Genomic DNA, 14,406 nt, shown 5'->3' on the forward strand with positions numbered 1-14,406 from the left:
TATGATACGCTTCTGCTTATCGGTTGATGATGAGGTTTTTACGGAAATTCTAAATTTAAAAACCATTCTTCTAACTCATTAATTATTTCGTCAATACTAACTTCTATAATATTTTCATTTCTATTACCTCTACTATTATCATATTTAAAACGATTGTTTTTTAAATCAACTTTATTTATTTCGTGAGCAAGGGCATCTCTCAATTTGGTATGAGGTATTGCTGGTAGATCTGTATTGTAAAAATTTTTTACTAGTTCTTTTCTACCATTTCTTGTACGTATATTTTTACTTATATACTGTTGAATAATTTTTTCATACGCTTTATCTATTAAATTTTCATCTCTTTCAGGTAAATTAGAAACAATTAATGAACTAACATAGCTCTCCGATAATACAAATATTGTTAACATCAATGATTTTTTTACTAACTCGTCTTCTTCATTTAAAATTTTAGATTTAATTTTATCTATTTCATTTTTATACTCGACGGATTGTAATATTAAGTGCAACACCTATAAAAATTCATAAAAAATGCCCATAATTGGCACTTTGTTGTAAGATGTTAATAACCACAAAAACACATACAAGGAGTGCCAACATGAGCTATAACCATCTTACACTAACTGAACGCGCACGTATAGAGGTTTTACGTCAAGAAAATTATTCTTTAAGATCTATTGCACGTAAATTAAAACGATCTGTATCTACTATCTCACGTGAAATTAGTAGGAATAATTTAAATCAGTCATATCAAGCTGAAACAGCTCAAAAAAATTATGAAACCAAAAGAAAACTTTGTGGTCGTCCTACTCGATTTACTCCAGAACTTGGTAATATCATTAAATATTATTTAAAATGCCACTGGTCTCCTGAACAAATCGTAGGTCGTCTATTACAAAACCAAATCTGTTTTAAAACCATCTATCGATGGATTAACTCTAATATGATTAATTTCGAACTTATTTCATGCCTTCGTCAAAAAGGAAAAAGACAGAAACCTAAAGAAACTAGAGGTAAGTTTAATATTGGCCGTCCTATTTCACAACGTCCTAAGGAAATAAAGAAACGTAATACATTCGGTCATTGGGAAGCTGACACAATTGTATCCAGCAGAGGCAAAAGTAAAGGGTGCATTGCTACTTTCGCAGAAAGAAAATCACGTTATTATTATTGTGTACTTATGCCTGATCGTTCCTCTAATTCTATGGAGACGGCAATTAATAACCTTATCAAACATCTACCTAAAGGTGCCGTTAAAACTATTACTGTCGATAGAGGGAAAGAGTTCTCTTGTTATCAAAATATTGAAAACCAATTTAATATTAATGTCTACTTCGCTGATCCATATTCCGCATGGCAAAGAGGTACAAATGAAAATACCAATGGTTTACTAAGAGAATTTTTCCCTAAGAAAACAGACTTAGCTAAAGTAAATCAAGAGCAACTTAACTATGCATTAGACTCAATTAATTATCGACCAAGAAAGTGTTTAAATTGGAAGTTTCCTTATGAAGTTTTATGTGATGAACTGTTGCACTTAAATTGACAAATCAACACTCATTAAAATTTATTTCTTTAATAAAATAAAGGTCTTCATCCATTTCTAGTGACCAGTATTTAGATGATTCTGGCATTCCTTCATCATACTCGTATTGTATACCTTGAGGAATTTCGTACTTTTCAAATAATTCTGTTATTGAACTCTTCAACCTATCCACTGTAGGGATTTGAACCTTATAATCCATAATTGAATCTATAAAATCCTCTGTACTAATTTCTTCATCTTCCTTTATAATAATTGCTTCATCACAAATAGCTTCGTATAATCCTTTTTCAATATTTTGTATAACCTTTAAAATTTCATAAAATTCAAACGGATTTTTAGAACTCCCAAATGGTATGTCCAACCCTAATAAACTCATTACTTCTTCAACTTGGAAATCTTCGTAATCAACGAAACTAGGCCAATCTATATATCCACCAAACACAAAACCATCTTTATTTGATTCTATATCATCATATGGTTCTAAAATCTCTTTTAGGCTTTCTAAAAAGCTATTGTCCATTATTTATCTCCTTTTAAAATATCCTCAATTATTGGTTTAATTCCAATAGATATAATATCTTTAATTAATCTTTGAGCATGATATCTGTTAACAGAATATGCTATCTCATTGAGAATAATCGTTGCAATTTCTTTTACTCTAAATGAAAAGCTATCCTTCAAGATTTCATTGGTATGTCAACATTTTTTTAGACAGTTTTCATGTGTAGATTTTTAAATGCCACTGGCGTCAAATACTGTAATGAAGAATGTGGTCTAAAATTGTTGTACCAATTTACATAATCAAATAATTCTGTTTTTAACTGTTCTAAGTTTTCAAATTGCATTTGTTTTACAAATTCGGTTTTCATTGCTTTCATCGTTGCTTCCGCAACTGCGTTATCATAAGGACAACCTTTGGTACTTAATGAACGTTTGATTTTAAATGTTTCTAGGACTTCATCTATCAAATGATTATCAAATTCTTTGCCTCTATCAGTGTGGAATAGTTTGATTTGTTCAAGATTATGATTTATTCTGCTGATTGCTTTTGATACTAAATTTGCGTCCTTATTTTTACCTGCACTGTAACCAACAATTTCTCTATTAAATAAATCTATAAATAAACATATGTAATGCCATGTTCCTGCGACTTTTACATATGTCAAATCACTTACTAATGTCTCCATTGGTTGTTCTCTATTAAAAGCGCGATTCAAATGATTTTTAATTAGTTTTTCATTAGTTTCTTTTGGATGATTTTTGTATTTAGCTTTCGTATAAACAGAAACTAGATTATATTTTTTCATGATACGACCTATCTTTCGTCTTGATACAGTATGACCCTTGTCATTTAAATGATTTTTAATTCGTCTTGTAGCAAAGACTTTTCTATTAGCATTAAAAATATTTATGACGGCACGTTCTACGTTTGAATCATCTTTAGTGATTTTATTATCTTTTCTTTTTATAGAATCATAATAGGTACTTCTTAGTATTTTTAAGACGTTACCCATTGCTGATACTGAATATTGATGTGCATTCTTTTGAATGACTTCTATTTTCGTCCCATGATCAACGCTGCTTGCTTTAAAATATCGTTCTCCATTTTTAAATGTTGAACTTCTTTGCGTAATTTTATTAACTCTTTTTCTTCATCTGATAAGTTATCTTGGTGATTGAATGTACCCGTGTTTTGATATTGCTTTATCCATTTTCCTAACGGCGAAGGTGTTAAATCATACTCGCGTATAATTTCATTCCTAGGCTTACCATTTTCATATAATCTAACCATTTGTAACTTAAACTCTGAACTAAATAATCTTCTTTCTCTTGTCATAATCAAATGAAATTCCACAGGTATTTACGCTTCTGTCGAAGCTTATAAATAATTCATTATTCTACCTCTATTTGGAGCTAATCTTCTCACTGTAGTAAACATAGGTGATAAGTTACTACAATCTGCTTCGTGTATCAATAAGTTTCTATTTCTTCTAAATTTTATTTTCAGCATACTTATAATAGTTCAATTTATGTTCTCCATGAATTTTAAGTTCTTTTCAAATAAAAAATTATACGACCATTAATTCAATCCTTCATAGCATCATAATGAGCTTTATCTACATCTTCAATATACCTCATCAAAAATTTTGCTGAACCAATTACATCTATTGCTCTGTATGGTTTATGTGACAATACATTTATAATTGTTAAAAATGATCCTAACTTTATTTTTTTGTTATTACTCATTTCATTGCCTGTCATTTTTCTATAAACTTCTTCAATTTCTGGTTGGTTTGATTTCTGAGCTAGGTCACTATTTTTTAACTTAAAACTTAAAAATTCTTCAAACACTCTTCTAATGCTATTTATTGAATGATAGTAATAACAATCTTCCTCAACTATGTCCTTTTGACTTTTTCTCGATAACTCGTAAATCTCTTGAAATAACTTTTTATAAGGCGTCTTTACTTTCTTAAATTTTTCTAAAAAACTAGTTCCCTGATGATCTTTGTACACTTCATAAAAATTATGATCTTCCCCTTTTAATCTATAAGTTATATCACAAAAGTCATTCCAAGAATGGGTAAATATAAATATTTGATTAAATTTGCTTTTAAGTACTTTTTTAATTAATTCTAAAACGTAAAATCTATTTGCTTCGTCGAAGCTATTAATAGGATCATCAATGATTAACGTTTTAATGTTACTTTTAATGGTTTCTTGTTTCTCATCCTCAAAAAGTTCAAAATAAAAGAATAAAAATGCTATTAGATTTTTCTCTCCTTCACTTATATCTTTTATATTTAGTGATATATTTTCTAAATCATGATAAAGATAATAATTTTGTGTAGTTTCATCAGATTTCAACCTAATATGTAAATTAATACTTTCAAATACACCATTTAAGTAAATTTTAAAATCATTATAATCCGATTGATTTTCATGTAATTTCGATATTTTTGCATTAATTTCCTCATTTAGTTGTTCTTGCTTCTTACATTCATTTTCTTCATATTGAATACTTGAAAGTTCTTCTCTTATACTTTGATTCTCTAATATTTCTAAACTTATAGAGCCAGTAACTATTACATTTATATTTTCTGTTTTTTTATTTAATTCTTTTAATTTTATTTTCTTCTTTTCCTTACATTCCTCTTCAATTTCAGATAATCTGCTTATTAATGTAATGTAATCATCAGAAGGAAATTTAAGATTGTCATTCTCCATATTTCCTAATTTTTGTTTTAAAATTCTCTTAATTTCATCAATTGAGTCTCCCAAACTTTCTTCTACTGACTTTTGGACCCCTAATTCATTAACAAATATATCAATATTAGATAAATATTGTTCATAATTATCCGATAATTGTTCAATTGATTTTTCGACATCTTTAAGATAATCAAAATCTTTTTTCTTTTCATTTAATAAATATATTTCTATTTTTTCTTTAATCAAATTATAATTTAAATTGTTTCCACAAAATTTACATATACTCTCTTCAACATTATGCAATTCTAAACCATTACGCAACCAATCTATAACTTCAAAACTAGGAATTTTTATATCTGTATAATTATTTTGTAAAATCTTTGTTAATCTATCTACATCATAAGTTTCAATTTTTAGGCTTGGAATCATAACTTCATAAATGCTATTATATTTATTATAAAGTGTTTCATCATTCGCTACAAAATTTCTTATACTTTCTATATTATGCTCTATTTTTTTAGCATCTTTTAAATTTTTTTCATAAATAGCTATTACTTCTTCTATACTTTTATTTGATGATTTTAATGGTATTTTAAGATTCCCTTTTCTTGACTTATGTATTTCGTTTATTAGTTCTCTTAACTTCCTTCTCTTCTCAACTAGTAACTTTTTAGTATCCGTCATATCAACAACTTCATTTTTCAGCTTGATTATTTTATTTTCAATTTCTACATTTTTTGTACCAAATGTCGCTTTTACCCCTTTAAATTTATTGGAATCTTCTAGTAAAAGAAGTTCATGAATATAATCAGTGTAAAAATACCTCAAGCTATCTGGATTATTTTCTTCTATTATTTCTTTAATACCTCTAGCTAATGAAGTTTTTCCCCTCCCATTAACTCCGTATATTATATTTATAGCATTGAATTTTAATTCTTCCTTCATACTGTAATTTTTAAAAGACTTTTTTGAAAAATCAGTAATTAATTCCAACATTATATTCCCCTTTTGTATAATATATTCACATCACCTTTATGATGTTATATTTTATTTTTTTGCTGTTTTTATCACCATATTGAATTTATACTATATTAATAGTTACTCCATTTTTAGTTTTATTTGTGATACGCCTCTCCACGCATAATCTTAAATGCTCTGTACACTTGTTCAATTAACACAACCCGCATCATTTGATGTGGGAATGTCATTTTGCTGAATGATAGTGCGTAGTTACTGCGTTGTAAGACGTCCTTGTGCAGGCCGTTTGATCCGCCAATGACGAATACAAAGTCGCTTTGCCCTTGGGTCATGCGTTGGTTCAATTCTTGGGCCAATCCTTCGGAAGATAGCATCTTTCCTTGTATTTCTAATGTAATGACTGTTGATTGTGGTTTGATTTTGGCTAGTATTCGTTGGCCTTCTTTTTCTTTTACTTGCTCAATTTCTTTGTCGCTCATATTTTCTGGTGCTTTTTCGTCTGGAACTTCTATGATGTCTATCTTGGTGTATGGGCCTAAACGTTTTTCATATTCTGCTATGGCTTGCTTCCAATATTTCTCTTTTAGTTTCCCTACAGCTAAAATGGTGATTTTCATGTCGTTTGGTCCTCCAAATTGTTATCAACTTTCCAGTTATCCACAAGTTATTAACTTGTTCACACTGTTCCCTCTTATTATACCAATATTCTTTGCAGTTTTTGATATTTTTCTGACATTCATGCCCAATTTTTAGTGTATAACCTGTGTATTTGTGGATAACTCTGTGGGCATTGTGGGTATTTCTCTTTAAATTGTACACAATTCTGGATAACTATCCCCATTTCTGTGGATAAATACCTTGATGTCTTATTACTTATCCCCGTTTTTATATCCCATATTTATCAACGGTTATAGCTTTTTTTCATAAAAAAACACTACCGTACCTCTTGTTTAAGAAATACAGTAGTATTGTTTTCAATATATTTTAGCTAGCTTTTCTACGTCGTACAGTCGCAATTAAACCTATACCTGCTACTAATACAAACATCGCTGCTGGGCTTGAACTTTGATCAGTTCCAGTTTTTGGTAACTGCTTCTCATGTGTGCTACCTTTAGGCGCTGACATGCTAGCCAATTGTTTCCCGCTCTTACTTGATACAGCAGTTCCTTCCAATGCGCGATCAGAACCTTCTCTACCACTACTAACAGTTCCTCTATGCGCTGGCAACAATACAACTTTACTTGGCGCTGGTTGTTTCGCTGGATCCATCACTTTGTCTTTACCAATTGGTTGTGCATCTTTACCAGACTCACTACCTTTGCTACTTTGTTGTCCTTTAGCTGGTTGTTCACTTACTGCTGGTTTACCTAATAACATACGTTGTGGTTCTGTCGTATCATACTTAGCTAAGTTAGCTGTTTTTAAATAACTTGCTAGTACTTGATCTAATGAAATACCTTCTTCTCTAGGGCCACCGAACATACTATATCCGTCGCCACCTGATGCTGTGAAGTCATTCATCGTTACGTGATATACACGTTTTAAATCAATATTTTCAAACTTACCTGTCTCTTTATTTAAAATTTGAATAGCATTAATTCGTTTGCCAGACGGTTTATTCATATCATAGTAAACACGGATTGAATCAGAGATATGTAGTAAACCGCCATTCGCTGTTAATACTGTCTTACCATCTTTTTGTGTTGTTGGTGCGCCTAAACTATGTTCAAAAGCCGTCCAGACGTCTGAACCTTTTACATCAATTTGCGCAATCGTATTTCCAAATGGTAATACTGAAATTAAATCATAGCGTGTCACCTTACCTTTTGCGATAGAGGCACGAATACCTCCACCATTTGTCACGGCAAAGTCAGTCTTTTTAGAGAAATTCTTAACGCCATATGCTTCCATAGCATCTGCAATCGCGTTTCCTAAATTTGTTTCACGCGTTCTAACGTCATCTCTTTCTCCTTTGAAATCAATCGTATTATTTGGAATAATAACCTCTGCTGTTTGTGCTCTAAATGTTTGATCAGCTTGATTAATTTGTTCAGCTAATGCTTTGTTCGGTGTTACATTTTCAACGTCTTTAACATTAATCAATGATGGTTTAATATTTGATACCTCTCCATTGCGGTAATTAAATGTAATCTTACCGATATTCGCAAGTGCTGTACCTGTTTGTGCTAATGCATCATTGTTATAAATTTGACCATTTTGAAGTACGGTATGTGAATGACCATCAATGACTGTAATACGTTTCTTCAATTGTGGATTTTGACTTAATTGTTTCACTAAGTAATCGCCACGCCATGTTTCTTGTGTTGAAGGATCAATACCTAAATGAGATATAACAACAAATGTATCTACGTCTTTATAAATACGCATCATTTCTGCTGTCACACTTTGTAATGGATCTCTAAATTCAACACCTTTAATGCCTTCAGGCCTTGTTTTCGTCTTTGTTTCTGGTGTCGTTACGCCAATAATTCCATAACGAATACCATTTTTCGTTACAATCGTTGAAGGTTTAAATGCGCGTTTTCCATCTTTATAAACGTTAGTACTTAACATCGGGAAGTCTAACATACCCTCTAACTTTTTCAACTGGTCGTATCCAAAGTCAAATTCGTGGTTACCGACTGCCATAGCATCATAACCTACTGCATTCATCGCTTTAGCCATTTCTTCACCTTTAGACTGGTTTGAAAGTGGTAAACCTTGGAAGGCGTCTCCTGCGTCTAACATTAAATCAGGCTTTTCTTGTTCTTTTACTGTTTTTAATTTAGCCATACCGATGACACGCCCTTTTTCTTCGGCTAGTCGGCCATGGATATCATTTGTATGTAATATTTTATGTGTTGTTGTTTGTGGTACATTGGTAGCAAACATTCGTGGTGAAAGTGATGCTGTTTTAGCATTTGATAATTTGAATGTTGCTGTGCGAGTTGGTTTTTGTGTTGAGGCTTGTTGTGTATCTACATCGCGCGTTTCGTTTACTGTTGTTGAAACTGCTGTAGATGGTTTGTTAGATGGTGCGTTGGATGTTACTTTGTTGTTTGTATCATCAGCTGTTCCCTGTGCTGATGCTGATACGTTGGTTGCCGCTTCTTCACCATAATGATGAGCCGCTTCCTTTGTTGGCGGTACTTGTTGCTTATCTGTTGTTGCTTTGTCTATCGTTGTTACTGCATGTGCTTTCATTGGTGTATGTTGCTCAGCCGCGCTCGAGACTTGCCATAATCCCATTGCACTAAAAAGCAAAACGAGCCATACACTTGTTTTAAGTAATAAAGCTTTCATTTCGTTCCCTCCATTAACTGTCATACACCAATATATTATCATAATCCTTATATTAAAATGATTGATTTTATGTAAATTATTTATAAATTACATTTAATATCGAATTATTTTTTGCGTTTCAACTAGAACCTTAATCTCAACAACAGCCATTTCCCACCAACAACATAAAAAAACACCCGATAAAGTCGTTTCACAGCAGTGCGGAACTTTATCGGGTGACTCTCATTTATATTGTATATATTGGCGTTGGAATAGCTTTATCCGTATCACATAGCAATACTTCTTTTTCCGTATCAATATCGTGTTCGTTCAATACTTGGCCAACACTCATACGCGCCAAATCTTTCATGTTATTATCTTGTGATAAATGCGATAGGTAAATACGTTTCGTGTTACCTGTAATCACGTCTGTCATCGCATGACCCGCATCCTCATTAGATACATGACCCATATCGCCTAAAATACGTTGTTTCGTCTTCCATGGATAACGACACATTCTCAACATATCGACGTCATGATTACTTTCAAAAATAAACGCATCGCTGCCACGTATCATACCTTTCATACGATCAGACACGTAACCCGTATCCGTTAAAATCGTAAACTTCTTATAGTTATTATGGAAAATATAAAATTGCGGATCTATCGCATCATGTGACACGTTAAACGATTCAACATCGAAACCTGCAATAGATTTCGTTTCATAAGGATTAAAAATGAATTTCTGATCCATAGGGATGCGACTATCTTTCTTTTCAATTGCCTGCCAAGTCTTTTCATTCGCATAAATTGGCAATTGATATTTACGCGCCAAAACACCTAATCCTTTAATATGATCAATATGTTCATGGGTTACTAAAATACCATTTAAATCTTGAATATTACGGTCAATTTGACTAAACAATTCTTCCATTTTCTTGCCAGTCAAACCAACATCAACTAATAGACTACCTTTTTCATTTTCTACAAAAGTGGCGTTACCTGTACTACCACTTGCTAATACACTCATGCGTATCAAGCGGCTCATCCTTTCTATTTAAGCAGTCAATCTCTCTATATGACTGCAATATACATCAGTGCAAATACACGATTTTCCCTACAGAAACTATCAGTATATTAGCTGTTTTGTATACCTTTCCTATTCTGTAACTTTAGTTCATCGACCGGTCTCTTATAATTAAATTTTGATAATCACGTGCAATGAATGTCCTAATTATTATAACAATGATTAGACAAATACTAAAGTTTTTAAAATAGCAGTTACGTTAATTTTACAATGCGGTTCTACTTAATATATGAATAAATGCGCATGTTAGGACGCAAAAACGTCAGCCATAATAAACCATACCAGCAAAAAGCTAGCACCGCTTCTCACATATGATGAGCTTGCAATGCTAGCTTATTACGATTCATATTAATGATTAATAATTTTAGGGCTATTATTTGTCGCTTCAACATAGTAAGTATTCGTTTTATCCTTACCGTCATGCTTCACTTTAATTTCCCAGTTTGGTTGTAACAATTGAACATTCGTTTCGTTCACGACTGAGTAGTAACCGAGTCTAGCATTAATGACTTCATCACCTTTTTTCAAGTAACGATTATAATATAATGCCTCGATTGCTTTTCTCACACCAATCACTTGATGCTTCTTATCTGCACCATCTGTGGGCTTAATGTCATCCATCATTGATTGTTTATAACTAGTCGCTTTATTATCTTCTATATTAAAGTTCAACATCGCTTTACTATTATTCAAAATCGGGAAATTATCATACGTTTGTTCGTATTTTACAGAACCAGAACTAATCTCACTTAATTGATATTCTGAACCTTTGAACACACGTTTGTTAACATAATCTTTCAAATCTTTTAAGTTATTGTCACTGACCTTTACCGATTGGCTAATGTTTGCATTTAATAATTTTCCACCATCTGATGTGGTCAAATCCGAATCGCCCTTAGCTTTAGAACTAAAGTCTTTTGAACGCCCCGTAATTTGTTCTAATTGTATGCCTTTAACTGATTTATTTAAAATACTAGCCGGTACTTTGATTTCTTCTTGTTGAAAATTAACTTCATTGTTACTCTCAACTTCATTAATGTGTGAGCGATTGACTTTATTAACATAAATCGATACTAATACGATGTTGACAAGAATAAACACGAAAATGAAAAGTGTCTTCGTCAGTTTCCAGTTCATTTATTCAAGCCTCCCATCGTTATAAACATACCATTCGCCATCATATTCTACATACCAACGCGGTACGAGTTCACTGTTAATCTGCACTTCAATGTGATTATGATCCGGATTATCTTGCATTTCGTAACCGATAGCGATGTTTGTTACTTTTTCAAAATTAATATCACTATTGTTCGCTAAGCTTGAACGTACAGACTCTAATTTCGGCAACGATTTATTATCCTCACTATTTAACACAACATCGGTGCGCAGTAACGAACGACGATAATCAAAGACGCCCTTTTCACCCCAAGTGACTTGAATTTGATTAGCGCCTTCTTTATTAAACGTTGGATAACCATTAAGGAAACGTTGATATGTTAGCTCGCCTGACTGATTATTCGTACTAAACAATCTGAAGTCTTCGTTTAAGAAACCACCATGACCATTAATAAAATCAAAGGTTCCTGGAATCGTTTCTTCCATTTTGCTTGAACTTGCTTCATCTTCGGACAAGTTTTTATAATGGTATTTTTCATTTTTATCGTTATAGTTTGCGACACCTGTATTATTGTTGTAAGTTGTAACACCACTCTTTGAACTACGAACGATGGTTGAATCGTCAAATAGTATAGCATTCATTTTCTCAACACTAATCGTGTTAAATACCATGCGATATGTTTTTAACTTTTCAGGTTTACTTGGTGCAAAAACATGCGTCGTACGATCAATTGTATCTTTGTTTGTGATGATATCTGTGTATGGTTGCATATCTTTTTTCACTGTTGCTAATGCATCTAAAAAATGATCATTTTTCGTTGTAGTTGTTAATTTTACGTAATCGTGGCGATCTTTGCTTATAGCATAAAGCACGATATTATCATCAGCATCATGATCTATGACCAAACGATTGAAATTGAAATGATTTGGTACTTTCGCATTCATGTTCAGTACTTGGCCAAGATATGTTGATAACGGTAAATCATACGTAAAATCGAATAATGTAAAATCACTGCTCAAATCAGGAATCATCAAGTTATGATCACGACGAACATGTTCCACGGACTTCACTTCTTTATTTTTTAAAGGTTTCGTCAGCTTATTTACATTAGATACCGTCGCAATCGTACCTTCTGGATGATCATTTTTCGAATGAATAATCTGAAATGGCGTAATAGTTGTATCCATTTTGGCTGTCATAGGTGTCGTTAAAGGTTTCGTTTCACTCTTCTTACTATCTGTATTGTCGACATTTGCAATATCAGGCGAAAAGTTCCATACCATATATGTCAATACGACACTCATCAAGACGAGTAGCGCTAAAATGACAGATTTAATATGTTCCTTATTATTCATCCCAATCACCGTCTTCAATGACTTCACATGGAAGTGTGATAAAGATAGATGTGCCTTGACCTTCTACACTGTTTGCCCAAATACGACCATTGTGAGCTTCCACGATCTCTTTCGAAATGGCTAGTCCTAATCCAGTACCACCCATTTTACGCGTACGTGCCTTATCTACACGATAGAATCGGTCGAATATCTTATCGACTTTATTGATAGGAATACCGATGCCATTATCTTTAATACGAATCGTCATTCGATTATAAAGTGGATTTTGTTTCACGTGGAACTCGACACGTTTATCGCCTCTAGAATATTTCATCGCATTTGTAATGACATTATCAAATACTTGCGTCATTTTATCAGGATCAAATTCTGTGAAAATCGTCTTTTTCGGAATATCTCGAATAAATGTTGTATCTTTCGTAGACATTTCATGTCGATTAATAATTTTATTAATGAACATGTTAAAGTCGATAATTTCTTTATTGATTTGATCAGACTCATTATCCATTTTAGATAACTGTAGCAAGTCATTGACCAGTCGAATCATTCGTTCTGTTTCTTCACGGGTAACAGATAAAAATTGTGGCGCAAGTTCCTCATCTTTCCATGCACCTTCTTCAAGTGCTTCAATGTAACTATTCATAGAAGTTAAAGGTGTACGTAACTCATGTGATACATTGGCAACAAATTCACGACGCTCACGTTCAACTTGTTGTTGTTCAGTCACGTCATGTAACACAGCGATATAACCCGTTACAAATCCTGTTTCCTGCACAATCGTACTAAAGTTAACACGTGCGATTAGACCTTCTTCTTCATTTAAATCTAATAAGAAACTATCATTATTCTCTTGAATTTCTTCAAGTTTAAATTCATCTTCAAGACTTAATACACTTAACATGTAATATCCGATGATGTCTTCTTTCGCCATACCAAGCATCTTAAGTGCCATATCATTGACAATACGAATACGTCCACGACGGTCTGTTGCAATAATACCATCACTCATATGGGTGATAACTGAGTCCAGTCTACGTTTCTCACTTTCAGTATTAGCCTGCGCTTCTTGTACACGTTTAGACAAGTTATTAAATGCTAAAGCTAATTCGCCAATTTCATCATTACCATAAATCTTCACACGTTGCGTATAGTTACCTCTGGACATTTCAACCGTCTGGTTACGCATATCGGTGATTGGTTTGGTAATCGTTCGCGCTATAAAGAATCCTAGGATGACTGTGATTAATAATGAAATAGCTGTACCAACAATGAATATTTGATTTATATTATTTAATTGGTTATAAACGTCATTAATTTTTGATTCGATATAAATATTACCAATTACCTTTTTATCGACTTTAACGGGGATATTATATACCCAGACACGGTCCTTACCACCGCCATAATCTTTTAAAATTAAATGATCGTTTGATTGTCCTAGTGATAGTGCTTTTTGGACAGAACTATCATTCGCTTTTTGATTGATTAGACTACGGTTAGACTGCTTCGTCGTCGCAATAATAATTTGGTCTTTATCTATAAAACGAATTTCTCCAATTTCTTGACGGTTGGCATACTCACTTAATAAATTTTGAATATCTTTTTGTGCATTTACGGAGCCCTTTTCGTCATATACTTTTTCAATACTAATTTCTAATTGCTTAGCGTACTGCGTAATATTCTTCTTAAAATTATCAAGCAGCTCTTTTTCAAGGTTATTTGTAAAATACAGCCCGATAATTTGCATACCAATGATAATCAGTAATACATAAACAATTACAAGTTTAGTATGAAGGGATTGTAGTTGTTTTAGCCACTTCATTCGTTTCGACCT

11 protein-coding genes are annotated in these 14,406 nt (G+C 32.5%); 1 reads left to right on the forward strand and 10 read right to left on the reverse strand.

Going from position 1 to position 14,406, the window contains the following annotated elements; genetic code table 11:
• Positions 1-38 precede the first annotated feature (38 nt).
• Positions 39-512: a hypothetical protein gene (locus tag NST10_RS09680; protein ID WP_000902830.1), complete on the reverse strand. Its 474-nt coding sequence runs from the start codon at positions 510-512 to the stop codon at positions 39-41.
• An 86-nt stretch (positions 513-598) separates the two neighbouring features.
• Between NST10_RS09680 and NST10_RS09685 the strand changes: the two genes are divergently transcribed.
• Positions 599-1,546 carry an IS30-like element ISSau1 family transposase gene (locus NST10_RS09685; RefSeq protein ID WP_000121211.1) on the forward strand — a complete coding sequence of 316 codons (948 nt, stop codon included), beginning with the start codon at positions 599-601 and terminating at the stop codon, positions 1,544-1,546.
• Positions 1,547-1,550: 4 nt separating this feature from the next.
• Here the strand turns inward: NST10_RS09685 and NST10_RS09690 are convergent, their stop codons facing one another.
• From NST10_RS09690 to walK, 9 genes are all read right to left on the reverse strand, one after another.
• The gene (locus tag NST10_RS09690; protein WP_000370465.1) at positions 1,551-2,066 is read right to left on the reverse strand and encodes a hypothetical protein; all 516 of its coding nucleotides are present in this window, start codon (positions 2,064-2,066) and stop codon (positions 1,551-1,553) included.
• A 187-nt stretch (positions 2,067-2,253) separates the two neighbouring features.
• Positions 2,254-3,383 (reverse strand): IS3 family transposase gene (locus tag NST10_RS09695; protein ID WP_088356251.1). Its coding sequence is split into 2 segments (ribosomal slippage): positions 2,254-3,137 and positions 3,137-3,383, totalling 1,131 coding nucleotides; the frame shifts between segments, so codons are not numbered across the junction.
• A gap of 248 nt (positions 3,384-3,631) precedes the next feature.
• Positions 3,632-5,752 carry an AAA family ATPase gene (locus tag NST10_RS09700; RefSeq protein WP_000891228.1) on the reverse strand — a complete coding sequence of 707 codons (2,121 nt, stop codon included), beginning with the start codon at positions 5,750-5,752 and terminating at the stop codon, positions 3,632-3,634.
• Between the two features lie 119 nt (positions 5,753-5,871).
• Complete coding sequence (rlmH, locus tag NST10_RS09705) at positions 5,872-6,351, reverse strand: 23S rRNA (pseudouridine(1915)-N(3))-methyltransferase RlmH (RefSeq protein ID WP_000704775.1); 480 nt, start codon at positions 6,349-6,351, stop codon at positions 5,872-5,874.
• 367 nt (positions 6,352-6,718) lie between these two features.
• A complete protein-coding gene (gene adsA / locus NST10_RS09710) occupies positions 6,719-9,037 on the reverse strand; it encodes an LPXTG-anchored adenosine synthase AdsA (RefSeq protein WP_000645754.1) in 2,319 nt (772 codons plus the stop codon).
• Positions 9,038-9,263: 226 nt separating this feature from the next.
• The gene (locus tag NST10_RS09715; RefSeq protein ID WP_000088649.1) at positions 9,264-10,064 is read right to left on the reverse strand and encodes an MBL fold metallo-hydrolase; all 801 of its coding nucleotides are present in this window, start codon (positions 10,062-10,064) and stop codon (positions 9,264-9,266) included.
• 387 nt (positions 10,065-10,451) lie between these two features.
• The gene (gene yycI / locus NST10_RS09720) at positions 10,452-11,240 is read right to left on the reverse strand and encodes a two-component system regulatory protein YycI (protein ID WP_001104171.1); all 789 of its coding nucleotides are present in this window, start codon (positions 11,238-11,240) and stop codon (positions 10,452-10,454) included.
• Positions 11,241-12,575, reverse strand: coding sequence for a two-component system activity regulator YycH (yycH, locus tag NST10_RS09725; protein ID WP_001060146.1), 1,335 nt, complete (start codon positions 12,573-12,575; stop codon positions 11,241-11,243).
• Positions 12,568-14,394 carry a cell wall metabolism sensor histidine kinase WalK gene (gene walK / locus NST10_RS09730; protein ID WP_000871610.1) on the reverse strand — a complete coding sequence of 609 codons (1,827 nt, stop codon included), beginning with the start codon at positions 14,392-14,394 and terminating at the stop codon, positions 12,568-12,570. Before walK ends, yycH begins: the two co-directional genes overlap by 8 nt.
• Between the last annotated feature and the right edge of the window lie 12 nt (positions 14,395-14,406).

The sequence above is a fragment of the Staphylococcus sp. FSL W8-0305 genome (assembly GCF_037966415.1).
In the GTDB taxonomy this organism is placed as follows: domain Bacteria; phylum Bacillota; class Bacilli; order Staphylococcales; family Staphylococcaceae; genus Staphylococcus; species Staphylococcus aureus.

What these genes read in the sequence shown, in the direction of transcription:
- rlmH (WP_000704775.1), bottom strand. Translation starts at nt 6,351, where the DNA reads ATGAAAATCACCATTTTAGCTGTAGGGAAACTAAAAGAGAAATATTGG.
- NST10_RS09685 (WP_000121211.1), top strand. Translation starts at nt 599, where the DNA reads ATGAGCTATAACCATCTTACACTAACTGAACGCGCACGTATAGAGGTT.
- yycH (WP_001060146.1), bottom strand. Translation starts at nt 12,575, where the DNA reads ATGAATAATAAGGAACATATTAAATCTGTCATTTTAGCGCTACTCGTC.
- walK (WP_000871610.1), bottom strand. Translation starts at nt 14,394, where the DNA reads ATGAAGTGGCTAAAACAACTACAATCCCTTCATACTAAACTTGTAATT.
- NST10_RS09690 (WP_000370465.1), bottom strand. Translation starts at nt 2,066, where the DNA reads ATGGACAATAGCTTTTTAGAAAGCCTAAAAGAGATTTTAGAACCATAT.
- NST10_RS09715 (WP_000088649.1), bottom strand. Translation starts at nt 10,064, where the DNA reads ATGAGCCGCTTGATACGCATGAGTGTATTAGCAAGTGGTAGTACAGGT.
- NST10_RS09700 (WP_000891228.1), bottom strand. Translation starts at nt 5,752, where the DNA reads ATGTTGGAATTAATTACTGATTTTTCAAAAAAGTCTTTTAAAAATTAC.
- yycI (WP_001104171.1), bottom strand. Translation starts at nt 11,240, where the DNA reads ATGAACTGGAAACTGACGAAGACACTTTTCATTTTCGTGTTTATTCTT.
- adsA (WP_000645754.1), bottom strand. Translation starts at nt 9,037, where the DNA reads ATGAAAGCTTTATTACTTAAAACAAGTGTATGGCTCGTTTTGCTTTTT.